19 protein-coding genes and 1 pseudogene are annotated in these 24,684 nt (G+C 42.7%); 10 read left to right on the forward strand and 10 right to left on the reverse strand.

The genetic code is table 11. From position 1 onward, the window contains the following. Window positions 1-387 precede the first annotated feature (387 nt). Window positions 388-1,131 carry a hypothetical protein gene (locus tag FNW02_RS14945; protein WP_191758321.1) on the reverse strand — a complete coding sequence of 248 codons (744 nt, stop codon included), beginning with the start codon at window positions 1,129-1,131 and terminating at the stop codon, window positions 388-390. Window positions 1,132-1,257: 126 nt separating this feature from the next. Next, on the reverse strand, window positions 1,258-3,348 hold the full coding sequence (locus FNW02_RS14950) for an S-layer homology domain-containing protein (protein WP_191758322.1): 2,091 nt from the start codon (window positions 3,346-3,348) through the stop codon (window positions 1,258-1,260). Between the two features lie 300 nt (window positions 3,349-3,648). Here FNW02_RS14950 and FNW02_RS14955 point away from each other — a divergent pair, with 300 nt between their 5' ends. Next, window positions 3,649-4,140, forward strand: coding sequence for a hypothetical protein (locus FNW02_RS14955; protein WP_191758323.1), 492 nt, complete (start codon window positions 3,649-3,651; stop codon window positions 4,138-4,140). 431 nt (window positions 4,141-4,571) lie between these two features. On the opposite strand, the gene FNW02_RS14960 is transcribed toward FNW02_RS14955, so the two are convergent. The 3 genes from FNW02_RS14960 to FNW02_RS14970 form a co-directional block, all read right to left on the reverse strand. Continuing rightward, on the reverse strand, window positions 4,572-5,300 hold the full coding sequence (locus FNW02_RS14960) for a PEP-CTERM sorting domain-containing protein (protein ID WP_191758324.1): 729 nt from the start codon (window positions 5,298-5,300) through the stop codon (window positions 4,572-4,574). A 162-nt stretch (window positions 5,301-5,462) separates the two neighbouring features. Then, window positions 5,463-8,564: a CARDB domain-containing protein gene (locus tag FNW02_RS14965; RefSeq protein WP_191758325.1), complete on the reverse strand. Its 3,102-nt coding sequence runs from the start codon at window positions 8,562-8,564 to the stop codon at window positions 5,463-5,465. 121 nt (window positions 8,565-8,685) lie between these two features. Beyond that, window positions 8,686-9,420, reverse strand: coding sequence for a hypothetical protein (locus tag FNW02_RS14970; RefSeq protein WP_191758326.1), 735 nt, complete (start codon window positions 9,418-9,420; stop codon window positions 8,686-8,688). Between the two features lie 629 nt (window positions 9,421-10,049). Here FNW02_RS14970 and FNW02_RS14975 point away from each other — a divergent pair. Then, on the forward strand, window positions 10,050-10,814 hold the full coding sequence (locus FNW02_RS14975) for a peptidylprolyl isomerase (RefSeq protein WP_191758327.1): 765 nt from the start codon (window positions 10,050-10,052) through the stop codon (window positions 10,812-10,814). Here the strand turns inward: FNW02_RS14975 and FNW02_RS14980 are convergent. The 3 genes from FNW02_RS14980 to FNW02_RS14990 form a co-directional block, all read right to left on the reverse strand. Further along, window positions 10,811-12,535 carry an ABC transporter ATP-binding protein gene (locus FNW02_RS14980; RefSeq protein WP_191758328.1) on the reverse strand — a complete coding sequence of 575 codons (1,725 nt, stop codon included), beginning with the start codon at window positions 12,533-12,535 and terminating at the stop codon, window positions 10,811-10,813. The two genes, FNW02_RS14975 and FNW02_RS14980, sit on opposite strands and share 4 nt — an antisense overlap. A 67-nt stretch (window positions 12,536-12,602) precedes the next feature. After that, a complete protein-coding gene (locus FNW02_RS14985) occupies window positions 12,603-13,142 on the reverse strand; it encodes a hypothetical protein (protein ID WP_191758329.1) in 540 nt (179 codons plus the stop codon). A 41-nt stretch (window positions 13,143-13,183) separates the two neighbouring features. Then, a complete protein-coding gene (locus FNW02_RS14990) occupies window positions 13,184-13,807 on the reverse strand; it encodes an exopolysaccharide biosynthesis protein (RefSeq protein ID WP_191758330.1) in 624 nt (207 codons plus the stop codon). Between the two features lie 543 nt (window positions 13,808-14,350). Here FNW02_RS14990 and FNW02_RS14995 point away from each other — a divergent pair. The 3 genes from FNW02_RS14995 to FNW02_RS15005 all read left to right on the forward strand — a co-directional run bounded on the left by FNW02_RS14995 (window position 14,351) and on the right by FNW02_RS15005 (window position 17,888). Then, window positions 14,351-15,133 (forward strand): ABC transporter permease, encoded by a 783-nt coding sequence (locus FNW02_RS14995; protein ID WP_191758331.1) that lies wholly within the window; start codon window positions 14,351-14,353, stop codon window positions 15,131-15,133. A 165-nt stretch (window positions 15,134-15,298) separates the two neighbouring features. Beyond that, window positions 15,299-15,676, forward strand: coding sequence for a hypothetical protein (locus FNW02_RS15000; protein WP_191758332.1), 378 nt, complete (start codon window positions 15,299-15,301; stop codon window positions 15,674-15,676). A gap of 31 nt (window positions 15,677-15,707) precedes the next feature. Next, complete coding sequence (locus FNW02_RS15005; protein WP_191758333.1) at window positions 15,708-17,888, forward strand: caspase, EACC1-associated type; 2,181 nt, start codon at window positions 15,708-15,710, stop codon at window positions 17,886-17,888. Between the two features lie 119 nt (window positions 17,889-18,007). On the opposite strand, the pseudogene FNW02_RS15010 reads toward FNW02_RS15005, so the two are convergent. Beyond that, window positions 18,008-18,420, reverse strand: a pseudogene (locus FNW02_RS15010) (hypothetical protein); the annotation flags it as partial. An 88-nt stretch (window positions 18,421-18,508) separates the two neighbouring features. Beyond that, window positions 18,509-19,147 (reverse strand): Uma2 family endonuclease, encoded by a 639-nt coding sequence (locus FNW02_RS15015; RefSeq protein ID WP_191758334.1) that lies wholly within the window; start codon window positions 19,145-19,147, stop codon window positions 18,509-18,511. 193 nt (window positions 19,148-19,340) lie between these two features. Between FNW02_RS15015 and FNW02_RS15020 the strand changes: the two genes are divergently transcribed. The 5 genes from FNW02_RS15020 to pabB all read left to right on the forward strand — a co-directional run bounded on the left by FNW02_RS15020 (window position 19,341) and on the right by pabB (window position 24,531). Beyond that, complete coding sequence (locus FNW02_RS15020) at window positions 19,341-20,063, forward strand: pyridoxine 5'-phosphate synthase (RefSeq protein WP_191758335.1); 723 nt, start codon at window positions 19,341-19,343, stop codon at window positions 20,061-20,063. Between the two features lie 172 nt (window positions 20,064-20,235). Continuing rightward, the gene (locus tag FNW02_RS15025) at window positions 20,236-20,955 is read left to right on the forward strand and encodes an ester cyclase (protein ID WP_191758336.1); all 720 of its coding nucleotides are present in this window, start codon (window positions 20,236-20,238) and stop codon (window positions 20,953-20,955) included. Window positions 20,956-21,019: 64 nt separating this feature from the next. Next, window positions 21,020-21,349, forward strand: coding sequence for an MgPME-cyclase complex family protein (locus FNW02_RS15030; RefSeq protein ID WP_191758337.1), 330 nt, complete (start codon window positions 21,020-21,022; stop codon window positions 21,347-21,349). Between the two features lie 192 nt (window positions 21,350-21,541). Beyond that, the gene (locus FNW02_RS15035) at window positions 21,542-22,333 is read left to right on the forward strand and encodes a hypothetical protein (RefSeq protein ID WP_225225652.1); all 792 of its coding nucleotides are present in this window, start codon (window positions 21,542-21,544) and stop codon (window positions 22,331-22,333) included. Window positions 22,334-22,362: 29 nt separating this feature from the next. Then, a complete protein-coding gene (pabB, locus tag FNW02_RS15040) occupies window positions 22,363-24,531 on the forward strand; it encodes an aminodeoxychorismate synthase component I (protein ID WP_191758338.1) in 2,169 nt (722 codons plus the stop codon). Window positions 24,532-24,684 lie beyond the last annotated feature (153 nt).

Raw genomic sequence — 24,684 nt, forward strand, 5'->3', positions numbered from 1 at the left:
CTGAACATAAGATGCCTATAAAACGAATATTATCAGTCGAATATTACAACAACAATAGATAAGAAACAGATATGCAGTATCTATAAAAAGTTCGATTTTTAAAGCTAATTACCAGTTGGTATATTTATAATTCGAGCAATAGTATATCTATAGCTTTTGCCAGGTAAGTAACTAAGCGCAAATAAATTAAAGTTTGTAGTGAGTTAGCGCGGTCTTCTCTACGAGACGCTACGCGAAGGGGTTTCCCCCATGAGCGACTAACGATAGCGCAGCGTAAAGCCTGCGGCATAGCTACGCTTAGAGCGACGTAGGAGCGTCACCCTTCAGGGTAAGGACTTTAGTCCTGATAATCCTTGTTTTGAGCGATTCATCGCTTACTACGAACGTTTAAACGAGTGGTTGACGCTGTTCGCCATACATCGCTTTGAGTTTTGATGTGAAAGACTCAGAGCGATCGCTTTTTTCTGGGGTAAATTGCCCTATGGGAGGATGAATAGCCGCAGGTGGCAGCAGTTTTGTTTTGGTAGGGATTGGTGATGTAGTGGGCGGTGGACTTCCGTCAGAGGTTTGCCTGTGGCTGACAGCAGACGCTAACTGTCGCGTTGCCAAAGAGGCAAATTCCCTAGAATGAGGGAGTTTTGGGATGTTTTGATTGTCCTTACTTGCTTGCTTTGTTTCGGCTGCGCCTAACGCTGCTTTTTGTTCTCTAGTTACCAGTTGTATGGATGCAGTATTGCTTTGTTGATAACCTTTACTGACTTTAGCAGGTGGTAATTGAAGATTCTTCGTCTCAGCGCTAGTGTTTTTGTGGATAGGGGGTAGAGTTGGTGCAGTTGATGCAGTTAGGCTCTCAGGAAATTTGCTACAAATCAGGCGTTCAAATTCCATATTGAAATGATGAGTAGCTTGTCCTCGTCGTTGCCAAAAGACTAAAATTTGCTGTACGGAAACCGCTTTATAACGACCTTGATACAGCGCTTCAATTACTGCAAGATGTAGCCAATAAATTGGGTATTGCGTTTGCCATCGGTTAACTAAATCAACAGCGTTATACCCACCAAGATCAAAACTATAGTGAATTAATAAGGCGGTAGCTAAGTCGGCGAAAGTATCTGGAACTGTTTTTAACATGGGCTATTAGCTTCAGGCAATAGGTATAAGTTTTCGACCCATCGCATATAGCCTAACGTGCTTTTAACTACATGGAAAATTTCCAAGAGTTGCCAGGTTGATAGGCAGTGTTTCCCATTCTACTTGTCAACTGCTGGAATGCAACACTATATAGGGGGAGTTAATCGCGGGTGTTCGCTGGATAGCAACTAATGCTTGATAAATCATTGCTGCAACTTCAGCACGTGTTGCGGGACGGGAAGGTTCAAGCAGCTTGGGGTCTGGGTAATTGACGATGATTCTTTGTTGTGTCGCGGTAGCAACGGCTGTCTGGGCGTATTCAGGAATAGCCTGACGATCGCTGTAAACTTTTAAGGCATTGTTATCAGTTGTTGATAATCCCAATCCATTAACTAGGGAGACAATTACCTGTAATCGTTGCACATTTTGGTCAGGGCGGAAGGTGCGATCGCTAAATCCACTGACAAAGCCACCACTAGCAGCGATTTGTAGGGCTTTATACGCCCAAAAGTTCTGAGGTACGTCCGTAAAATCGGGTGCTGGGCGTTTGGGAGTAGGGTTAAAGGCTACCGCTACTAAAGCCGCATACTGGGCGCGGGTCATGGGTTTATCTGGCTGGTAACTACCATCGGCAAAACCATGAGTTAAATCCATACTCACTAATGCGCGAATGAATACTTCTGCCCAGTGTCCCACAATGTCTGTAAAAGAAGGTGTATCTACCTGGGGATTGACAATATAAGGAGATGTGATAGAATTTTCTTTGCCACTGGCGACTAATGCTTGGTAAATTAATGCCGCCACTTCCGCACGAGTGATATCCCGCAGTGGTTCGAGCTGTTCTGTTTGGGGATAATTCACCACTAATAGTTTTTGGGTGGCAACGGCTAGAGAATTAGTGGCATAACTGGGAATTTGAGCGCGATCGCGATATACAGTTAACACATTCGGATTCCCTCCGCTCAGCTTTAACCCATTCACAACAGATACTATTGCTTGTATTTTTGTCAAATTTTGCTCTGGTCGAAACGACCCATCGGGAAAGCCGCTGATAAAGCCCATATTCGCAGCACTCAAGATTACTGAAGCTGCCCAATAGTCTGGTTTAATATCTGTAAAATTACGCTTATTATTACTTGCAGGTAACTGAAAAACCTTAGAAACAAGAGCTGCATACTGAGCGCGGGTAATTGGAGCATTTGGCAGAAAAGTTCCGTTAGGAAAGCCCTTAATCAAACCTTTGCTAACCAATGCTTCGACAAAAGCCGCCGCCCAATGCCCATCTAAATCAGAGAAACTAGTGCTAACTCCCACTTGACTTGGGGTATCTGCTGTAGTAGCGATAAATTCTACCAGCCCTTTAACTTGAGTAGGATTCAACTGATTGCCAACGGAAACCAACTTTTGTGATGTCGCATTTTGTAAATCAAATTCGCCACTTTCACGAAAGATATTATTTGCGGGATCTTGGGCGCTACCTAAATCGGGGACTGCATTGCCATTGACCAACAAACCACCTTGGGTATTTTTGGCAATGAGATTCTGACGTAATACAGGACGGGCGTCTCGTGAAAGCGCGATCGCCGTGCGATTTTCTGATAATTTATTATTTGCAATCAAAGGAGCGGCAAAGTCACTAACTGCGATGCCCAAAGGATTTTTTTGAAATACGTTTCGTAGTACTTCCCCCTTGCTATTCCGTGCCATGAACAACCCGCTGGCCAGGTTTTGCACAAACACGTTATCAATAATTGCGGGTTTAGCATTGCCAGTTGTAAAAACCCCTTCTCGCCCACAGTTGATCAAAGTATTGTTAGCCAGAGTCGGCGCAGCCGATTCAATCCAGACACCAGTCCCTTTTGCTATGGCATTTGTAACCGTTACACCCAAGAGACTGGCATTACCTAGTAAAAGTAGCGTGATATTTTGCGTACCAAAACTGGGACTTTGATACTCACCACTCCCAGAAATTATAATTCCTGTACCTTTGTTAGCTTCATTACCCACCACCGTCACCCCCGCCGGGATGACCAGTGGAAAAACTTCGCCTGTAGTGGCTTTGTAAATTCCCGATGCCAGCTGAATGATTGCAGGTGCTTTGGTTGCTTTTAAGGCACGGGTGAGACTTTTAAACGGACTCAACCGTGAACCAGCATTATCATCATTCCCCGTAACGAGGTTGACATAGATTGTTGCAACGAGGGTAGAGTTCACCATTAATAATTGTGAGTCAAATGTTTAAATTGTGACATTCATAAATGACACTACTTATAACAAACTTTTTCCAAGTAGTATCTCTGTGTATAGAAAATATATCCGCCTGATATTATCTTGTAGGCAGCTGATATGTACACATCAGTTATAGACGCTCACGCAACGTTCTGAGTTCATTTCTAAGTTTTAAGTTTTTAGCTTGGCATTAATAGCCTGAGTTTTTGCGTAGGCGTAGCCCGTCGTAGACATCGTCTAGTTCACTTTGGGAATACTGAACTTAGATCATCCAAAGGAGTATTGAAAATGTCAGAAAATCGCATCAGTGCGAATCTTTCCCAAACAGATCGGTTACAAATAATGCAAGTAATCACTACTATTCGCGAAAAATTACCGTTTTTGATAGATTTGACCGCAGAGGAGCGTAAATCTTTGCCTAAACTAGGTGACAAAAGTCGAGCCTTTGTTAGTAAAGCATTGGAAGTAGCAACCCAAAACCCAGATTTTTTACCTCGGTCGTTTGATTTAGATGAAATGCGCCGGGATATAGAATTATTCGATGCATTATATCCAGTACTTTTATCTTTAACCCAACTGCAAGAACTGGTAGATGATACTTTTATTGCAGCTGGTAGTGAAGCTTATACAGCAGCTTTAGCAGTTTACAACTATGCCAAAGCGAATGGTAACGTATCAGGCTTAGATGCAGTAATTGATGATATGGGGCGCAGATTTAGCCGTAGAAATCGGAAAACTCAACCGCCAACAAACCCGTCAGCTACAAACTTAACTCAGTGATTCAACTATAAAAAGTAAAACTTTTAGCTTAGAACCTCGGAGTTTGAGCATAAATCTCGAACTTCCGAGTTCCGAGCACGAACTTTCGAGTTCTGAGCACGAACTTTCGAGTTCTGAACACCAACTTTTGAGTTCCGAGCACCAACTTTTGAGTTCCGAGCACCAACTTTTGAGTTCCGAGCACCAGCTTTTGAGTTCCGAACACCAACTTCCGAGTTCCGAGCACCAACTTCCGAGTTCCGAGCACCAACTAGTAAATTTTAAGTCGCGACAGCGTAACGCACCGCCATATAAAACGGTGCGTTAAGCGCTTGGATCATATTTTTCGGAACAAATTAGCTCAAAATATGCGCCTAACACACCCTAAAACTCCTGCTCTCCTACCTCCTACCTCCTGTCTTCTCCCTCCTCCCTCCGCGCTTCAGCACTCCTCATTTAGAAATCCCTAATTTTTTCCCAAAACGCCGCCGCATACCCATACCTAACCCAAACACCGCAAGTAAACCCACGAGAGTCCCTGGTTCAGGAACTCGCTCTATGGTGGCATTTCTCACCTCTAGGGCTGATGTAGCCACATAATCATCTATATCCACCACCCCAAAGGCTAAAGTGTAAATTCCCGGCTGACTGAAAGCGTAAGAATTAATTCCCGTTTCCTGAATAAAGGGACTAGAAGCTTGGGTTGCATCAGTGAAGTCAGCCAACTTAATCAGCGTGTTATCCACCAAGAAAAAGGCATAATCTTGGTAGCTAGTTTCATTCGTGCGAAAGTTCCAATCGAAGCGCAAGACATCACCAGCCGCAACACTCACTGTATTTTTGATGGCAGACCCCTCTAATGCATCGCCCTCAATATCCAGAGCTTCCGGGACTAAGCCGAGAAAGTCTTGCAAGTCTGGCAAAGGGTTGGCCAGACCTGCGGGATTACCGGAGTAGTTGAAAGTTGCATCGGGTTGAGGGAAGTCATCATCTAGTAAAGCGTTATTAGATAGATTAGCCTGACCTAAAGCCGGGGTATTTATATCACCAAATTGCTGCCAATTACTAAAGTCCAACTGGATAGCATCAGCGGGGGTTGTGCTGATTGGTATCCCAAAGCTAGCAAGGCTCAAAAGACTTAGCTTGAAAGTTGAATGTTTGATGAATGTGGAAAGTTTCATGAGATTCCTGTTTTCTATGGGTGTACATTTGGCAAAGAAATGAAACGGAATGTGATCCGCTGATGCCAATTTCTTTAGAAACCTTGCAGTAGAGACGTTGCATTGCAACGTCTCTACAATGGTCTTGGTCTCAGCGACAGTATTTGCTGTTGCAACTACAACTTAGAACAAGAAATTATTGGCATTAGCTAAAGTCGCTTGGTCTAAACCTTGCACCATCACCAGAGTTGTAGAACGACCCCGACCCCCTAAGCCATCTGAGTCGATGAGCACAGTGGTGTTGTTGCCCTTAGTTCCAAAACTCAAGTAGCCTTGTGTTGTGGCACTTGCGTAGTTGAGGTTATCGAGACTCAAACTTTGGAATAGTGGGAGCAAGGCAATCTTGTCTGTACCAGCCACAAAATCAGTAATTTCATCCCCCGCATCCCGAATATTGGTGTAGACAAACTGGTCACTACCAGCGCCACCCGTAAGGGTATCTTTGCCTTTGAAGCCAGTGATGATGTCAGTGCCATCAGAGCCAACTAGGGTGTCACGCCCTGACGTGCCGTTAATTAACTGATCGTTGTCTGTAATACTGACATTTATAGAAGCGATCGCAATGTCGTTGTAACTGGCATCAGCGCTTGCTGCCGTTAGGCTCAGCGTGCTAGTGTGATTGCCTTCTACAACGTCATCATCCACGGCTGTCACGGTAATGGTCTGAGCTTGATTCCAATTTGCAGCGGTGAAGGTGAGACTATTGACACTAGTAGTGATTTGTGCATTGGAATTGAGGGCGATCGCTACATCTGCGGTAGGTTGGCTAGTCAGCGCTATGGTATAAGTATCCGTTGCTCCGCCTTCTGTAACGTTGGTGCTGCCATCCGATTCGGTAATTGTTACACCTGCGCTCAGGGTAGTTAACTCAATCTGCACCACTCGGATGTTGTCCGTTGCATCTGTTTCGCCCTGGATGCCGTCCCCAAAATATTCGTTTTCATATCTGCCATACAAGTCGTAATCCGCTACAAAGATCAGGTAGCCATTACCTCCTGTATAATTGGGAATGGTGAGAGTCTGGTTAAGTGTATAGCTAGCCCCTGCTGCTAGTGGTGTTTGCGCCTCTGTCGATACCTCTACCAGTTGCAGATCAAAGACATCTAAATCATCGTTAGTTGAAAAGAAAACAGCATCGTTCCAATCAGCTGGAGCATATACTGTTCCCTGGTTGGTAACTGTCCAGGACACATCAACTGTCCCACCTGTGACGGCTGGTGTTAAAACTTCAGCATCAGAAAGCACCAAGTTTGGGGCACTCAGGTTAATTGGTATCGCTTGCAGGATATTGCTCTCTTTGTAGCTTAAAGGTTGGCTAATAGACAAATTATCAGTTGTAATTACCAGGTAGCGATCGCCTAGAAAGTTAAACGGTATGTAAGAGTTAATTTCGTTACGAGGAAGAAAAATATCAGCGCTGGCTGTATAGCTAGCTCCCGGTGCTAGAGGAGTATCCCCTTCTGACAAACGGTAGCCTACACTGAAAAAATTGTTCTCTCTAGGTATTGCTTCTAAGTACCGATCATATGAAATGTAAATCTTGTCATCCAAGTCAGCAAAAGCGATCGCATCACCTTGGTTGGTAACAGTCCAAGACACACGGATAGTCTCACCCAACACCGCAGATGATGGGGCGATGATATTAGAAATGACTAAATCTGGGGCACGTAAGGTAATTGGTTGAGCAAATACATTGTTATCCTCATTTGTTTCGCTCAGGTTGTTATTTCTATCTGTACTAAAAAGCAGATAACGGCTATTTTTTCTAGCAAAGTCGGGAATAGTAATATTCTGGGTGATTGTATAGCTATCCCCTCCTGCAAGAGGTGTATTGTTTTCTGAAGATACTTGAGTAAAAAAGATATCTTCGTCGTCTAGAAATTCGTCATCTGAAAGGTAAACATTGTCATACCACTCACCCAGTGCGGTATAAATACTCTGATTCTTGACAGTCCAAGATACTGAGATAGTTTCACCTGAAGCAGCAGATGTTGGGGCTGTGGCACTCTCGACGACAAAATCCAGACCAGCCAAGTTAATAGGTACTGCTCGGAAGTTATCATTCTCATCTGTTTCGCCCTGGATGCCAGTTCTCTCCCATTCCAAACCGTTGATATTTGCATCCACCATAAACAACAAGTAGCCACTGTCCTGTATATTATTGGGAATGGTGATGGTTTGGTTGAGTGTATAGCTAGCCCCAGCTGCCAGTGGTGTTTGCTCCCCTATCGACACCTCTATCAGTTTTGAATCATACTGATATTTCTCAAAAATATCGTCATATAGATCTAAAACATCGTCTTCGGAAAAGTAAACAGCATCATACCAATCAGTAGGAGCATAAAACTCTCCTTGGTTGGTAACAGTCCAGGACACATCAACCGTCCCACCTGGGACGGCTGGTGTTAAAACTTTGGCATCAGAAACTACCAAGTTTGGGGCATTCAATTGAATTGGTATTGGCTGGTAGCTACTGATTCCTAGAGGATTGTAAAGAAAGCTATAGCCACCAAGACCAACCCCTATGTAGCGATCGCCTACGAAGTTAAATTTCTGAGCAAAGATGGAATTCGATTGTTTATTACTGGGAAGATAAATGTCTGCGTAGGCTGTATAGCTGGCTCCGGGTGCTAGAGGAAAATTTTCTTCTGTCAAGCGGCTGCCTACTTCATAAAAGTTGTAATCTCGGGGTCTTACCCCATCTAAGTACGGTTCAGCTGAAATGTAAATAGTATCAACCGATAATGAAGAAGCGATCGCATTACCTTGGTTGGTGACAGTCCAATACACGCGGATAGTCTCACCCAATACCGCAGATGATGGGGCGGTGACATTAGAAATCACCAAACCTGATGGAGTTAGAGTAATTGGTTGAGCAAATACATTGTTATCCTCATTTGTTTCGCTTTGGTCGTTGTTTCTATCTGTGGCAAACAACAAGTAGCGGCTGCCCGCTGTAGCGTCGTAGGGAATATAAGTACTCTGGGTGGTTGTATAACTATCCCCCGCTGCAAGAGGAGTATTGTTTTCTGAAGATACGCTGGTGACAAAGAGATCGTTGTCGTCTAGAAACTCGTCATCCGAAAGGTAAATGTAGTCATACCAGTTAGCGGTGGTGATCTCTTCACCCTGGTTAGTAACTGTCCAGGACACATCAATGAGGCCATTCACATAGCCAAATAGTGGGGCTGTCACAGAAGACACTATCAAATCAGGTTTAACCATAAATAATCTGTCTCCGATTTATTTAGAAAATCTGTTTTTTGCAATTAAGAGACGTTGCATTGCAACGTCTCTACATGTTTTTACGGGCGTGTGGACTTTACTGGTATCCAACCATTTGTCCTCAGAAAGTTGGTGCTATGGGAATGACGGTTTCATTTGGTACTAGATTTAACTGATATGGTAAGTTGAGAAACTTGGTGTTTACCACTTCTTTGTAAATCTCTAAATCTGTATGCCAATTGCTAATTATTTTTGATAAACTAGCAAGACGTTGGCTTTGATCCTCTTGGGCGATCGCATGACTGAAACTCGCAGTAAATAGAACTATAGGACATACTGTTTTATCTGGCAGTTGTAGCCCAGCTTCATTGATATCTAAGCTCAGCTGCGCCTCTTCGAGAGTATAATTAAACCGCATTGCAGCTTGTACAGGAGCTTTACCAAACTCATGCCACGGCCCAGGATTCAACAATGTTCTAAAAATATAGTTACGTGCTGTGTTGTTCTGCTGCTCAAATAAAACATGTCCTCGAAAATTAATCGCTACCTCTTGATACTCTAGTTGCGTCAATGTCTGTGAATATTTCCGAGCGATCGCTGGAATTTGTACTTCTTTTAATTCTTTAGTAGCTATTAGCTCAGTGAAAACAATCTTGTTGACTTGGGCAATTATATTAATGCCGTTTTGGAACTTCACCTGAGCAGCATAATTAGTCAGAATAGGCGCTTGTGATAGTTCCCATTCACTAGGAACAATGCCACTATATTTAAGAAAATCTGGGGTTAAGATTATTGGATTGTGCTGTTTAGCTGCGATCGCAATGTTAAGTTCTTGGATATTTAGATTTTGATTCATCTATTTTTGACTCTCCCTAAATTTAATTTTTACAGAAATAATTAAGTTCAAGTTCTGTAAAAATCTAGGTATTAAAAATCTGTGGTCTTTTCGACCGCACCATAATTTCACTCATGTTTTTATTTTTTGCTACCTTTATTGAGATAAATTATCAAAATTTTGTCAGTAAACCTAGTACAATTTACGTTATTCAATACATTTTATTGGCAAAATCACTTAAGTAGTTTACAGGTCATTTGGGTGTATTGTAATCAGACTTAGTGTAAATTTACTCATTTCTTTAAAAAGAAAGCTTTTTCCCAAATGCTTTCGAGAAAGATAAAGTTTTTGTAAAGTGCTACCCGATAGCCGTTAGCTGTAAAAGTAAGCATAATTACTTGAACTATGGAATAAAAAAACATTAACCACAGGAGCCGCAAGTTTCCCAATCCCTGTCTTTACGTAAAATCTATAATAAAAACTCATATAGCGTGTATATTTTAAAATAGGCTGGCAAATCAATATTTATTAGTTGCGAAACAGAGGTTAGCTGGCCTTAACTCGGCGGACTAACACAAAAGCTCTCACTGAGTGGGCTACAGTATAGCTTCTTTAACAGACCAGTTATTTTTACATATGCCCGGAAGCTAATGACTGAAACGATCCAAATTGGTAATCGTACAATCACAGCTAGTGAACTGATTCCCTTGCTGGCAAATTACCAAATGCTGCCACAATTGCGGCGGGAATTAATAATTGACGAGGCGATTGAGCAAATCTCACGCTCCGCAAACGCAGTAGTAGAATGCACGCCTGAAGAAGTAACCCAAGCTCAACAGCAGTTTTTTGCTGAGAAACAGTTAAACAATGAAGTTGACATCCAAGCTTGGATGGCATATCAAGGACTGACTCCCGATCAACTCGAAGCTGTTACTACTCGCAAGCTGAAGATTGAAAAATTCAAGCAAGCTGTTTGGGGTAATAAACTAGAATCCTACTTTTTTCAGTGCAAGGCAAAACTGGACAAAGTTATTTACTCCCTACTGCGAACCCAGGATGTAGGAATTGCTCAAGAACTCTACTTTCGGATTCAAGACCAAGAAAATTCTTTTGCCGAAGTGGCGCGGGAATATTCACAAGGGCCAGAAGCCCAAACTGGCGGTTTAGTGGGCCCGATTGAATTGAACGCACTACATCCGGTAATGGTGCAAATGCTTTCTAGCAGTCAACCGGGTCAAATATTGCCCCCGGCTCGCGTCGCCGAGTGGTTTGTGATTGTGCGGTTGGAGAAATTCATCCCAGCCAAACTAGACGAACCCATGAAAGTCCGCCTGCTAAATGAACTCTTTGAAACCTGGCTACAGGAACAGCACAAGCAGATTATGTCTGCTTCAACTGATGAGCCGCCAAGCTAACTAAACTGCTGAGCATAAAACCGCGCATAACGACGTTCAAGTGACAACAATTCTTCGTGGGTTCCTGATTCGACAATTTGTCCTTGTTCGAGGACTAAAATGCGATCGCACCGCCTAACTGTAGATAGACGGTGGGCAATAATAAACACAGTCCGGTTTTGCATCAGTCTTTCTAGTGCTTCTTGTACCAAAGCTTCTGACTCAGAATCTAATGCAGATGTCGCCTCGTCCAAAATCAAGATTTGCGGATTGAGGAGAACAGCACGAGCGATCGCAATTCTTTGTCTTTGTCCCCCTGATAAGTTTACTCCACGCTCGCCCACCCAAGTATGATAGCCCTCTGGTAATTGGGTAATAAACTGGTGGGCGTTAGCAATTTTTGCTGCTTCTGCAACTGCTTCCAAATCAAACGAGTCTTGTCCAAAAGCAATATTTTGGGCAATTGTCCCGGAAAACATAATAGTTTCTTGGGGAACAATCCCAATTTGTCGCCGCAGACTATGAAATTTGACATCTCGAATATCAATACCGTCAATTAAAATTTGACCAGTTATGGGGTCATAAAAACGCGGTAAGAGATTCACAAAAGTGGTTTTACCAGCACCAGAAGCACCCACAAGAGCGATCGCTTCACCTGGTAGAACCAACAAACTGATATCTTTTAATACAGGTTCACCAGGTTTATAAGCAAAAGAAACATTGTGATATTCTACTTTGCCACTTACTGGAGGTAAGGTGATCGCGTCTCGCTTCTCTACTACCGTCGGTTGAATTGCCATCAATTCAAAAACGCGGTCAACAGATGCTTCACCCTGTTTAAATTCGTTGTAGTTGTTAGTAACGTGACCGATAGGGTCAATTAACAGCACTGCTGCGGTCAAGTAGCTGAAAAACTCCGCCACTGTTAAGTTACGTTGGGAAATCTGCCATCCTCCCACAATCAGCAACGATAATGCACTCAAAGCTTCCAGAAACCCAACTACAGGAGTCTGAATCGCTTTGAGCCGTTCTGCCGAGTATTTTGCTTGCAAACTGCGTTCTGCTTCATGACCAAATCGGGCGATTTCGTAATTCTCAGCAGCAAAAGCTTGTACCAGACGGATACCGCTAAAAACTTCCGTGAGAATTGCCGATAAACCCGACACGCGATTTTGACTTCTTAAAGAATACTTGCGTAACCGTTCGCCAAACCAACCAATTAAAACACCCATCAGCGGCGCAACAATTACCGTTGCAAGTGTCAACTGCCAATTTAGGTAAATCATGTAAATCGGAATTGCCAGCAGTTGCAAAACGCAGGGGATAAAGTCGTGAAATACTTTATTTACAACTTCCCCAACTCGGTCAACATCTTCTGTGAGGCGGTAAGATAAATCACCTGCTTTTGCTGTTTCAAAATAGCTGAGATTTAGCTTTTGGAGATGAGTATAGACTTGCTGACGCAGATGAAAAGCAACTCTTAAAGAGGCTTTGGCCATGTACATATCTTGCACAGACTGAAAAAAGCCTCTGATTAGAAATACTAAAGCACAAGCCCCGGCTATTTGGGCGATCGCTACTACATTACCTTGTCCAAAAGGAATTGCCAATTTACCGGCGAGATTAATCAAAGTTAATGTCGCCAGCACATATCCCACAATACCAACAAATCCCTTGCTGATAGTTTGCCATTGGGGCCGGAGATAGGGCAGCAGTTGCCAGTAATTAGAACGCGTTTTCAAGCTTTAACGTCCACAACGATATTTTTCCTTGTTTGACGCTATCAGTTTTTGGGGAGTTTCTGAACAGTTAACTGATACTGTTGTGATAATTTGTTGGTGTTTCCCAGCGTAGTAGCTTTGGCAACTGCGACAAGTGGACACCATAGTTAAAAATCCACAAAATAATCTCTAAAATCAATAAATTTCGTACCCAAATAAGTTCTGGTTGAGGATTTAAAAGCGTTAGTCCTTGATAAAGTTGCCAGATGCGGTAAGGCAAGTACAAGCAAGGTATCATCACCCACACGCAGGAGTGAAATCTCTGTACCGTTAACTTTTCGGATAAAATTTGCAATCCCAGCATCAGAAAGTAAGAAGCAAGCACAATCAGTACTTGATGGTAACTCCACCAGACGCCCCACAAAATCATTGTTAACAGGGGAAGTGCCAAACCTAATACTAATACAATCAAGAACCACACCTTAAACCACGGCGGTAATGGTTCCGGGATGCTGAAGGGTTTAGAATCTCTCCAAACCCAACCAACAAAAGCCAAAAATGATGTAGCACCCACAAAAAACAGGAGATTTTCTAAGAATAGGTAGAGGTTGATGTTAAAGGGAGTCATTATTATCAACGTCAGAAATATATGTCGTTCATTTTTGCTCTTTAACGACCCAGCCAAGTCTTAATAATGTCAAGAAGACTGGAACCACCCCAAATCAATGCCAACAGAATCGAAGTAGTCAAAATTGCTCCCATCACACACAAGACTAAACCTCCGAGGCTGATAGCACCATCATCTTCCAGCAAGCCAAAGCTAGTTACGAAAATACCCATTGCTGGTAGGGTATTGGTTCCCGGAATTGGAATCATCATCGAAATTGCCATTAAGGCGATCGCACAGCCAAGTGTGATTCTACCTGGTAAAGTAGTACAAATATAGCTGAGGCGGGGACGAGCGATCGCTTCAATTCTTCGTAACCAAGGAATCCCCGCTTTCAAGAACCCCTGCACTGTTTCGAGTTTAATTGGATGGTTGGTCATTCGCTGAGGTAGCCAAGGGATTTTAGCACCAGCAATCAGCTGTACCGCTAGTAAAAAAATCAAGATACCAAAAGGAACCGAGTACCCTGGTGCTGGAACAGGCAAAGCAGAAGGTAAAGATAAAACAACTAGCAAAAAGCCAAAAATTCTTTCCTTTGCTAGTAGCAGAATCTCTGCCAAAGTTACTTTTGAGGGTCTTTCTTCCTCAAAAAAATAGCGTTGTAATTCGTTTGATAGTCTCGCCATAGATTACCTAAAATTTAGTATATGGGGTTCTCAATTGAGTAAGGTATAGGAAGGAGCGATTAACCACAGATCAACACCGATAAGCTAATGCGCGTCTAAATTGCATGACTACTCTTTGTAGTTGTTAACTGTTGACTTTTGACAGTTAACGGTTAACAGTCAACCTTAGTATCGAGGTAATATGCAATTTAAATGTATAACAGCTTATACACCGATGAATTTGTACTCAGTAGATGAGGAAACGCTATAATTACACCAAAAAGTACACTTGTTAACCACACAATAAACACTATATCTGAAAGTACATAAACAGCGATTAGTAAAAATATACTAGCTAGTTATAATCAAAAATTTACCGGCTTTTGGGCTTTTCACCTTTGTGTCTATGTGCCTTAGTGGTTAAAAAAGTGATTTAATCAGTTTGCACAAAATATCTTAGCATTCAGTAATTTTTTAGAACTCAAATTAATATTAATACATTAACTTATTTTGTAATCTTAAAAATGGAATTATAGATAGTAGATTTTGGGTTATGGATATAATATGCAACGATATTTGAAAGTACTTGGACTATTTTGGAGTGCTGCTATAGCAGCCGAGTTGGAATATCGCGTTAATTTCCTCATCGCTACTCTCAGCAGCTTAGGCAGTCTTGCAGGCAGCCTTTTCGGACTATTCTTGTTTTACCGTACTGGCTATACTTTTAGTGGCTGGTCATGGGAAGCAGCTTTAGTAGTTTTGGGTATTTTCACTCTACTGCAAGGTTTTTCTGCTACATTTCTCGCCCCCAACTTGAATCGCATTGTCCGTCATGTGCAGGAAGGTACTCTTGACTTTGTATTATTAAAACCTATCCGCAGTCAATTTTGGCTTTCTACTCATACCCTTTCACCTTGGGGACTCCCGGATTTAGTTTTTGGAGGCATCATCATTGGCTATGCAGGTGAACGCCTCGGCATAGGCATAGACGACTACATGCTGAGTGTAGTGCCGTTGTTGTTCGGCTTGGTGATTCTTTACAGCTTGTGGTTTATGCTGGGAGCGATGAGTATTTGGTTCGTGAAAATATACAACGTCACTGAAGTGCTGCGTGGTTTATTAGAAGCTGGAAGATATCCGATCGCAGCATACCCCAGTGCTTACCGCTTTTTCTTCACCTTTGTAATGCCAGTAGCTTTTTTAACGACTGTACCCGCAGAAGCGATGCTGGGTAGAGGTCAAACTAGCTGGTTGATAGGCGCGGCTGGGTTGGCATTAGTCCTGTTTTTATTTTCCACCTGGTTTTGGCGATTTGCGTTGCGATTTTATACCAGTGCTTCGAGTTAGATAAGAAGCGGCTCATCTTTTTACCGAATTTTTACCTAAACTTTATGATGTTTTGTAAAAATATTGAATAAATTTCAGGAAATTTACATAGCAGATATGATGTCAATAGAGAAATTACGCAAATACATTTGACAGTCAACTGCTTAAAACCAAAAAAGGTACAAAATGAATTCTGAATCTAACGTCAAACTGACGATCGCTCTTGATAATCCAGATTTAGATGCTGAGGAGCAAGAGGAGGAAACACGAAATCTCTTGCGAGAAATTAGAAACTTAGATGTAGAAAGCGCTGAACTTGTAGCAGTTACAGAAACACCCAAAGGCTCAAAGGCTTTAGGAGGTTTCCTGCTAGGAGTGTTGCAAGCAGAGGTGAGCCTGGCCAATTTTAAGAAAGTATTGGGATTTGTGGGCGATCGCCTCGGTAACAAAACCATTGAATTAGAAATCGAAGCTAACGGTAAAAAACTCAAAGTGAAAGCTAGCAGTCGGGAAGAATTAACCGCCGCCATTCAACAAGCGCAAAACTTTGTAGCAGCAAGCTGAGAAATGTCATCACAGGAAAGAGGATAGAGACATGAGGAAGGTAGCACTCTTAATCGGAATTAGTGATTATGAGCCTGGTCTTAACCCATTACCTGCGTCGGTCAAGGATATGGAAGCGATCGCCAAAGTTTTGCAGCATCCAGAAATGGGTGGATTTGCCCAAACAGATATCCAAAAACTGGAGAATCCCGATCCTCAGAAAATGCAGGAAGCGATCGAGACGCTGTTTAGCGATCGGCGTAAAGATGACCTTGTAGTACTTTACTTCTCCGGTCACGGCATTAAAGATGAGAGCGGCAAACTTCACCTCGCTACTCGTCTGACGCGCAAAAATCCCCAAGGACGACTCATCAAATCAACCACTGTTCCCGCCAGCTTTGTTCATAACATCATGAGCGAAAGCCACTGCAAACGCCAAGTCGTAATTCTCGATTGTTGCTTTAGTGGGGCGTTTGCCGAGGGGTGGTCAGCCAAAGATGACAGTTCTGTCGATATCCGGGCTGAACTTGGTGGCGAGGGGCGAGTTGTCTTGACTTCTTCTACCGCTACTGAATATTCTTTCCACCAACAAGAATCAAATCTTTCGATTTATACCCGTTACCTGATTGAAGGTATTGAAACAGGTGCGGCAGATTTAGATAATGATGGTGCAGTTTCGGTTGATGAGTTGCATGAGTACGCCAAAAAGAAAGTTCAAGAAGCGGCTCCCGCCATGCAACCAGAAATTTATGCAGTCAAAGAAGGATTTAAAATCCTGTTGTCTAAAGCACCGATTGGTGATCCAAAACTGAAGTATCGCAAAGAAATAGAAATTTATGCCAGTCGGGGCGAGATTTCGATTATTGGTCGCAGAATATTAGATGCTCTACGTCAGAATTTGGGATTGTTCCCTGAAGAAACTGCTGCAATCGAAGCTGAGGTTTTAAAACCTTATCGAGAGTATCAACAAAAATTACAGCAATATGAACAAGCATTAGTAGATGCGATCGGACGCGAGCCGACTTTGAGTGACCATACTCGCAATGATTTGCGACGTTATCAAGAAATTTTAGGACTGAGAGATGAAGACATAGCATCAATTGAGACTAAAATTAGCCCCCAAAATGAATCAGTTATATTTCGAGATAAAGTTATAGCCTCCAAAAGCATCTCTCACAAAGATGATGTCACACCAGTTACAACATCAAACAAAGCTATTGCAGCAAGTGAAACTGAAACTATTGCGCCCAGTATAATAAAATCTCCAAGTATTCTTGCTACTTCTGTTGCAGTTGTCAGAAACTTCAGAGTCATGATTGGAGCAGGTATCCTTGCTACTGTGGTTCTAACTTTCTCTTTCTTGGTGAAACCGCGTGATGCTTCGGTGACAACGCCTAGCCAAGTAGAATCATCTACTCTTAGTGTCACTCCCACTATCTCGCCGACAACCGAGATGAGTGCTAAAAATTTTTATGATCGGGGACTTGAGAAGTCTACTAAAAAAGACCATAAGGGAGCGATCGAGGATTTTAACGAGGTGCTGCGGCTCGATCCCAATTTTACGCTTGCTTACTACAAGCGAGGTGATGCCCGTAGTGCCCTTAAAGATTACAAAGGAGGAATTGAGGATTTAAACCAGTATATTCGGATCAATCCCAAGGATGCTAACAGTTACGTTAGTCGAGGCTGGGCCTACTATAACCTTTACAATTACAAGCAAGCTACTATCGATTACAACAAAGCGATTGAAATTAACCCTAAGCACGCTCTTGCCCACAACAACCGAGGGGCAGTCTACGCTGATCAAGGCAACTACGAACAGGCAATTTCCGATTACACCAAAGCTATCGAATTTAAGAATGATCCCCTTAAGTGGCCCTACTACAACCGGGGTGATGCCCGCCGTAACCTGGGAGATAATAAGGGAGCGATTGAGGATTATAACCAGGCTATCCGTATCGATCCCACCTATACCAATGCTTACAATAACCGAGGTCTTGCCTACGCTAACTTAAAAGATTATAAGAAAGCAATTGACGATTATAGCCAAGCTATTCGTATTGATTCTAATTATGTCTATGCTTACTACAACAGGGGTAACACCCGCTCTATTATCAAAGATAAGCAGGGAGCGATCGCAGATTATCAAATAGCCGCAAACCTTTATCAAAAACAAGAAAACACAAAGCAATATCAACAGACATTAGAGAAACTCAAAGAGTTGCAAAAGTAGCTATATTTTGGCAATAATTATCTGCTAAAGGTGGGAAGCTATGCATACATCGACCAAAACAGTTTCCAGATTGTCTTCTGGAATAGGACGACCTTCTTGTTGTAAAACCTCAATATATTGACATCAGGATAACGACCGTTTTCTTCCCAGACTACCCAACCTTGTCTAGAGTTATTACCGTCAACATTCAGCACCGCAAAGAAATCTGGGCCACGGAAGTCGAGGCAGTGCGTTGCGGGGGTTCCCACGGCAGTCCGCTCAAGTCGGGAAACCCGCCCACGCGGCTGCCTCCCCGTTGTAGCAACTGCCGTTCGGTTACGAACTTGGGTACTGCTGTAGTAAATAAACATATTGCCCCCAGTGAAAAAATCATTGCGCTCAGCAAAAACTGCTGCAATGACCGAATCAAGACATTCATGACAATACGGTGGCGATTTGATTCCAAAGGTTCACCATCATCAAAAATTAAATCTGTAGGTGGCATTGGGGGTTCCCAATCCACAACGGCTGCTGGATTGTTCTCAGTAGTCATGAGCGATCGCCTTTCTCAAGAAGCCTTAAATCTTTATCATAATCTGCCCATAAGCTTACTCAGATTAAGGTGTGCAAATTATAAATGCTTATAAATTATTTTTAACCCAATTTCTAAAATTACGAATAGCTTGACTTCTACCAATAGTTAAACACTGTTTAACATACTCATTGACTAATTCAACAATTGGTATATCAGGAAAATTAGGACTAGATTGAGATTTTATATATTTCCCCTGTTGTAGCAACGAAATTTCTAAACCTTGTTGTGTATATCGCCAGAGTTCAGGAACTCCCAAAATCTCATAGTTCTCAAATCGAGTCCGGGAAGTAATATCAACTTCGATTGCTAAATCTGGCGGTGGGTCTATAGTTAAATCAATACGATTTTTCCCAATCACAGCAGCATAATTTTGAATATAAAAACTGGTATCGGGTTCTACTGCTTGCCGCATTCGTTCATTTTTAAGTGTTGTGGAACCAAAAGGTTCAAAATCAATTTGGAGTATTTCTAACAAGATTTTGACTAAATCACCAATAAGTTCTTTATCTTTTTCGTGTTCAGGAAGGGGAACCATAATTTCTAACCAGCCATGACTATAAGAAATACGTCCAGCACGCTTTTCTCCCATTTCTTCTAAAATATTTTCTAACTGCTCCCAGCTAACATCTTGGAGCAACATTTGTTGTCCTGGTTTGACGATAATTTGTTGCAGTTTTAAAAGCATATTACCTCAAAGAGTGGGTGTAGATATTATTCTAAATCCGTCAAGTAAGTAATGCGATCGCCTAACTGAAGCGCTCCTTACCAACACTCTAAAATAAGAGTTACGCTCAACAGTAATTGCCCCCACATTCAACTTACAACCAAGATTTCCGGTAAAATCAATTTCTGAGGACTGTGGATAGGGGGAACTTGGGATGTCTACACTTGGCGTGAACATTGACCACATCGCCACCATCCGACAAGCGCGGCGGACGGTGGAACCAGACCCCGTGGCGGCGGCGGTGCTGGCAGAATTAGGGGGTGCTGATGGAATTACGGTGCATCTGCGCGAAGATAGACGGCATATCCAAGATAGGGATGTGCGTTTGTTGCGGCAGACTGTGCGATCGCATCTGAATTTAGAAATGGCCGCTACAGATGAAATGCTAGCGATCGCTCTCGATATCAAACCCGATTACGTGACTTTAGTACCCGAAAAACGCGAAGAAGTCACCACAGAAGGCGGATTAGATATTGTCGGGCAAATTGCTAGAATAGGTGAGATAGTTGATAAATTGCAAAACGCTGGCATTCCAGTTAGTCTATTTATCGACGCCGAACCAGCACAAATTGAAGCATCTGTCAAGATAAAAGCGAAGTTTATTGAACTCCACACTGGGCAATACGCTGAGGCTAAGGATGAAATAAATCGTCAGCAAGAATTAGCCGTGTTAGCTAAGGGGTGTGAGCAGGCAATTCAAGCTGGATTGCGAGTGAATGCTGGTCATGGACTCACTTACTGGAATGTTTATCCGGTGGCTGCGCTTCCAGGGATGGAAGAATTAAACATCGGTCATACGATCATCAGTCGGGCAGCATTAGTAGGTATAGAAAGAGCCGTCCGTGAGATGAAACAAGCTATACGAGGGAATGGGTAATAGGGGAATGGGGACTGGGAACTGGGTATTGGGTACTGGGGACTGGGTATTGGGTACTGGGTACTGGGGGAAGAAACTATAAGCTGTACCCTGTAACCTGTAACCTGTAACTTAGAGGGGTTGTAACTGCGAAATCTAGAAACTTGGAGCCAATAATTAAGCAAAAACTTCCATGAGCGCAACACAGTCTAACAACCTTCCGCTTTGGGTACAGGATCGGGATAAAGTGATAGCAGAAAGCACTGATACACAGTGGCGCTATCAAACACCTCCTGATTATTCTCGCTCAAAAGAGAACCTTGCCAATGAGAGTACACGCAATCATCTTGAGGGTACACTGGAAGCGATCGTAGAAAACTTGGTGAGAACTTTTGAGATGGAGGTATCTTTTAAAACTAACCCACAGCAGTGGTTGTCTATAGTGAATGACAAGTTTCGCGTGAGTAGTAATGGCGGATTAGAGTACACAGCAGCAGATTTAGCTGCACAAGGTACTTACAACTTGTTTATGGCTGATTCAGAACATTACAAAGCTTCAGAAGAAAGCTTTGAATCATCTGCCAAAGTTTTCCACACAACATTTCCCCAAGGATTTCCGTGGGAAGTGCTGGAAGTTTTCTCAGGGCCACCAAATGTAACATTCAAGTGGCGGCATTGGGGACATTTTAAAGGTGCATATAAAGACTATGCACCGACTGGAGAGACATTAGAAATTATCGGCATGAGCGTTGCACGCGTCACCGATGACTTGAAGATTGTTTCTTTGGAACACTACTTTGACAACAGTCTGTTTTTAGAAAAACTGACAGAAGGTGGCAAACAGTCAAATAGTGAAAATCAAGGAAGTACTTGTCCCTTTAGTTCTTGGTTCAAGAAATTCCACAAGAGTTAGTTTGTAAGGGTACAGTAGTGTACGCTGTGCCCTTACATTATTTAATAGTAACCAAAGGATAAAAATGCAAACATACTATTACGTTTTGGCTAGTCAACGCTTTCTCCTCGAAGAAGAACCCATAGAGGAAGTTTTGAAAGAACGCACCCGTCATTACCACGAACAAGAAAAACAAATTGATTTTTGGTTGGTTCAGCAACCAGCTTTCTTGGAAGCGCCCCAGTTTGCAGAGGTAAAAGCAAAGTGTCCTCAGCCGGCAGTAGCAATTATTTCCACTAATTCTCAATTTATTACCTGGTTAAAATTGCGATTGGAATACGTCATCACCGGAGAATTTCAGGCTCCTTCTGAAACAATCCCTGATGCATTGGCATCACTTTCTACTGTGTCTTAAGAATGAGCATGAGGCATGGGGCATAGGTAAAGAATTATTCTTTTGCTCCTTTGCTCCTAGTCCCCAGTCCCCAATCCTCACTTTTCTTTAGGGGGAACAAAAGATATTTTTATAAAATCTTGTAAGACACCATCATTTACCCATATAACTTTTGTGCAGAGACTTAAGATACCAAGTGTTTTAGGATTAGCGATGTCTGTCTTGAAAAGTTCAGATGCCTGCGGCGGGCTACGCCAACGGCGGAAACCGCTGCTCCACGCCAGTTGCTTTCCGACGCAAGGCGACAGGAACGCACTGGCTCGACTTTTCGCTACGACGAGCTTCGCTTATGCAGGTTTAATTGGTGGCATTAGTTCTGTCTTTGCCCAACCAGCTATTCTTGCTTGTCAACCTCCGAGTGCGGGTGAGTATCTTTTATTAGTAGTCAGTCCCACAGCAGATAATCAAAAGCAGTTGCGTAGTGCCTTACCGCCTCAACTCAAGACAACCACCTGTAAATATCTCAACGAGACAGTGACACGAGTTGGCGGGTTTAACAAAATTGACGATGCCAATCGTTGGGCAAGGTACATCGGCAATATTGTCGGGTTGTCTGCCATTATCACCACTCGACCAACAGTAGCAAATGTACAGCCATCACAGCCATTACAGTCATCGCAGCCATTGCAGCCATCGCAGCCATCGCAGCCATCTCAGCCATTGCAGCAGCAAACAATCAGTTATAATCCCCAAGCTTTAGGACAGGGTTATGCAGTACTAGTGGATTATTTCAACCGTCCAGAACTGGCAAATAATGTGCAGCAAGTGGTAGGGGGTAACGTGGGTTTTGCTTCCTATGGTCAACGTCCTTACTTACTGGCAGTTCATACCACCAATCAAAAAGAAGCATACAGCACATTGGAAAAACTGAACGATCGCGGTTTTTTTGCTGTCCTAGTAGATAGTCGTAAAGTAATGCTACTGCGCCCAGTTGTGCGTTTATAGTAATTACCAAGTTGCTAGGGTGCGTTTACGTGCAAACATTGATCATCGATAACTACGATTCTTATACATTTAATCTGTATCAGATAATTGCAGAAGTAAATGGAGAACTGCCGCTGGTTATTCATAATGATCAAGTTGATTGGAGCGAACTGACAAAACTGGTATTCGACAATGTAGTAATTTCTCCTGGGCCTGGTCGTCCAGAAAAAGCTAAAGACTTCGGTATTTGCCAACAAGTAATCCAAAATGTGGACGTACCCTTGCTTGGTGTTTGCCTTGGACACCAAGGACTTGGCCATTTATATGGTGGAACTGTTATCCATGCTCCAGAAGTTATGCATGGACGATTAAGCAAGATCTATCACAGTGGCTCTGAGCTATTCAAGGGAATTCCTAATCCTTTTTGGGTTGTACGCTACCACTCCCTGATTGTTTCAGAAGAATTGCCAAACTGCTTAGAAAAAGTTGCCTGGACTGAGGAAGGACTCGTAATGGGTCTACGTCATCGTTATTTACCATTTTGGGGTGTGCAGTTCCATCCTGAATCTATCTGCACAGAATATGGCAGAAATCTGCTAGAAAACTTTAGAGAAATCACTTGGCAATTTGCTCAAAAAAAAATCAGAACTGGAACACAATGGACAGGATACAAGGGAGTTTCTCCACTTTTTACTAGCTGTACACGTCAGCAAAGGCAGGAATTTGAAGTTTATAGCAAAAAATTGGATATTTATCCTGATGCAGAACAGGTATTTGTCCATTTTTTTAGCAAAGAACCAAACAGCTTTTGGCTCGACAGTAGCCTAGTAGAACCTGGTCTTTCTCGCTTTTCTTTTATGGGAGGGAGTGGTGGAAAAAACAGCCTATTAGTTCAGTACCGCACCCAAACTAGAGAACTGACCATTACTCAGTTAGGCAAAGTAACACGTTGCACAGAAAATATTTTCGAGTATCTCAAACGTGAACTTGAGCGCCGACACTGCTTGTCTGATGAACTTCCTTTCGATTTCAACTGCGGATTTGTTGGCTACTTGGGTTATGAACTCAAGGCATCTGGTTCTGAGCTAGTACATTCTGCATTACTTCCCGACGCCGTTTTTCTTTTAGCTGATCAAATAATTGTCTTTGACCACCAGGAACAGACTACCTATTTGGTATATCTTGCCAACAAGGGTCAAACCACATCAGCGCAAACCTGGTTTGAGTCAATCGAGCAACAACTTCGCATACTCTCACCCCTACCTCCCATTGTGCCGCAGGGTAGCCAAGACCTGATCAGATTCCGTTTAAGCAGGTCTTACCAAACTTATATCGACGATATTCAAAAATGTCTACATGAAATCCATGAGGGAGAGAGTTACCAAGTTTGCCTAACGAATAAGCTTTACACAGATATAACTCCTGACCCGCTAAAATTTTATCGCACATTACGCCGAGTTAATCCAGCACCTTATGCAGCATTTTTACGCTTTGGTGAAATTGCTATTGCTTGCTCATCTCCAGAACGATTTCTTCAGATTGATCGCCAAGGTTGGGTAGAAACTAAACCAATCAAGGGTACTCTGAGGCGTGGACAGACTCCTGAAGAAGACTTTGTACTGCGTGAAAGTTTGCGTAACAGTGAAAAAGACCGGGCTGAAAACCTGATGATTGTGGATTTGTTACGTAATGATCTTGGGTTAGTCTGCGAGGTAGGTAGTATCCATGTTCCAAAATTGATGGCTGTGGAAAGTTATGCAACTATGCATCAACTTGTTACCACTGTTCGTGGTCGTTTACGCTCGGACATGAGAGCCACCGATTGTATCCGCATGGCGTTTCCTGGTGGGTCGATGACAGGCGCTCCCAAGATTAGAACTATGCAGATTATTGATCAGCTTGAGCAAGAGGCGCGGGGAGTTTACTCAGGTGCGATCGGCTTTTTGGGTCTTAATGGTGCAGCAGATCTAAATATTGTAATCCGTACCGCAGTCCTGACTCCGCATGAAACTTCTATGGGTATAGGAGGTGGCATTGTCGCATTATCTGATGCTCAAGCGGAATTTGAAGAGACTATGCTAAAAGCAAAAGCTTTAATTCAGGCGATGCTCCTCACTGTCTATGGAGAATCCAAGTGTGAGTTATTCTCTATCGAAGCCAAGAGTAGGGATTTGAGCGATCGCTTTTGGTACTGTGCAAAGTGCGATCGTACTAAATAACAAATAATATATCAAATTCAATAAGCCAATACTCCGGACAAAATTAGGCGGTAATAACGCCGTAAGACCGTAGGTTTTGGTAGTTAGGATGGGATTTAATTATAGTCGGCGAGAGTCCTAACGTTGAAATAAAGGTGTCGAGCAAATGGTCAT

This window comes from Komarekiella delphini-convector SJRDD-AB1 (assembly GCF_014831675.1).
In the GTDB taxonomy this organism is placed as follows: domain Bacteria; phylum Cyanobacteriota; class Cyanobacteriia; order Cyanobacteriales; family Nostocaceae; genus Komarekiella.

Coding starts and splice junctions, on each gene's coding strand:
- FNW02_RS14945 (WP_191758321.1), bottom strand. CDS start 1,131: ATGTTAAAAACAGTTCCAGATACTTTCGCCGACTTAGCTACCGCCTTA.
- FNW02_RS14950 (WP_191758322.1), bottom strand. CDS start 3,348: ATGGTGAACTCTACCCTCGTTGCAACAATCTATGTCAACCTCGTTACG.
- FNW02_RS14955 (WP_191758323.1), top strand. CDS start 3,649: ATGTCAGAAAATCGCATCAGTGCGAATCTTTCCCAAACAGATCGGTTA.
- FNW02_RS14960 (WP_191758324.1), bottom strand. CDS start 5,300: ATGAAACTTTCCACATTCATCAAACATTCAACTTTCAAGCTAAGTCTT.
- FNW02_RS14965 (WP_191758325.1), bottom strand. CDS start 8,564: ATGGTTAAACCTGATTTGATAGTGTCTTCTGTGACAGCCCCACTATTT.
- FNW02_RS14970 (WP_191758326.1), bottom strand. CDS start 9,420: ATGAATCAAAATCTAAATATCCAAGAACTTAACATTGCGATCGCAGCT.
- FNW02_RS14975 (WP_191758327.1), top strand. CDS start 10,050: ATGACTGAAACGATCCAAATTGGTAATCGTACAATCACAGCTAGTGAA.
- FNW02_RS14985 (WP_191758329.1), bottom strand. CDS start 13,142: ATGACTCCCTTTAACATCAACCTCTACCTATTCTTAGAAAATCTCCTG.
- FNW02_RS14990 (WP_191758330.1), bottom strand. CDS start 13,807: ATGGCGAGACTATCAAACGAATTACAACGCTATTTTTTTGAGGAAGAA.
- FNW02_RS14995 (WP_191758331.1), top strand. CDS start 14,351: ATGCAACGATATTTGAAAGTACTTGGACTATTTTGGAGTGCTGCTATA.
- FNW02_RS15000 (WP_191758332.1), top strand. CDS start 15,299: ATGAATTCTGAATCTAACGTCAAACTGACGATCGCTCTTGATAATCCA.
- FNW02_RS15005 (WP_191758333.1), top strand. CDS start 15,708: ATGAGGAAGGTAGCACTCTTAATCGGAATTAGTGATTATGAGCCTGGT.
- FNW02_RS15015 (WP_191758334.1), bottom strand. CDS start 19,147: ATGCTTTTAAAACTGCAACAAATTATCGTCAAACCAGGACAACAAATG.
- FNW02_RS15020 (WP_191758335.1), top strand. CDS start 19,341: ATGTCTACACTTGGCGTGAACATTGACCACATCGCCACCATCCGACAA.
- FNW02_RS15025 (WP_191758336.1), top strand. CDS start 20,236: ATGAGCGCAACACAGTCTAACAACCTTCCGCTTTGGGTACAGGATCGG.
- FNW02_RS15030 (WP_191758337.1), top strand. CDS start 21,020: ATGCAAACATACTATTACGTTTTGGCTAGTCAACGCTTTCTCCTCGAA.
- FNW02_RS15035 (WP_225225652.1), top strand. CDS start 21,542: ATGTCTGTCTTGAAAAGTTCAGATGCCTGCGGCGGGCTACGCCAACGG.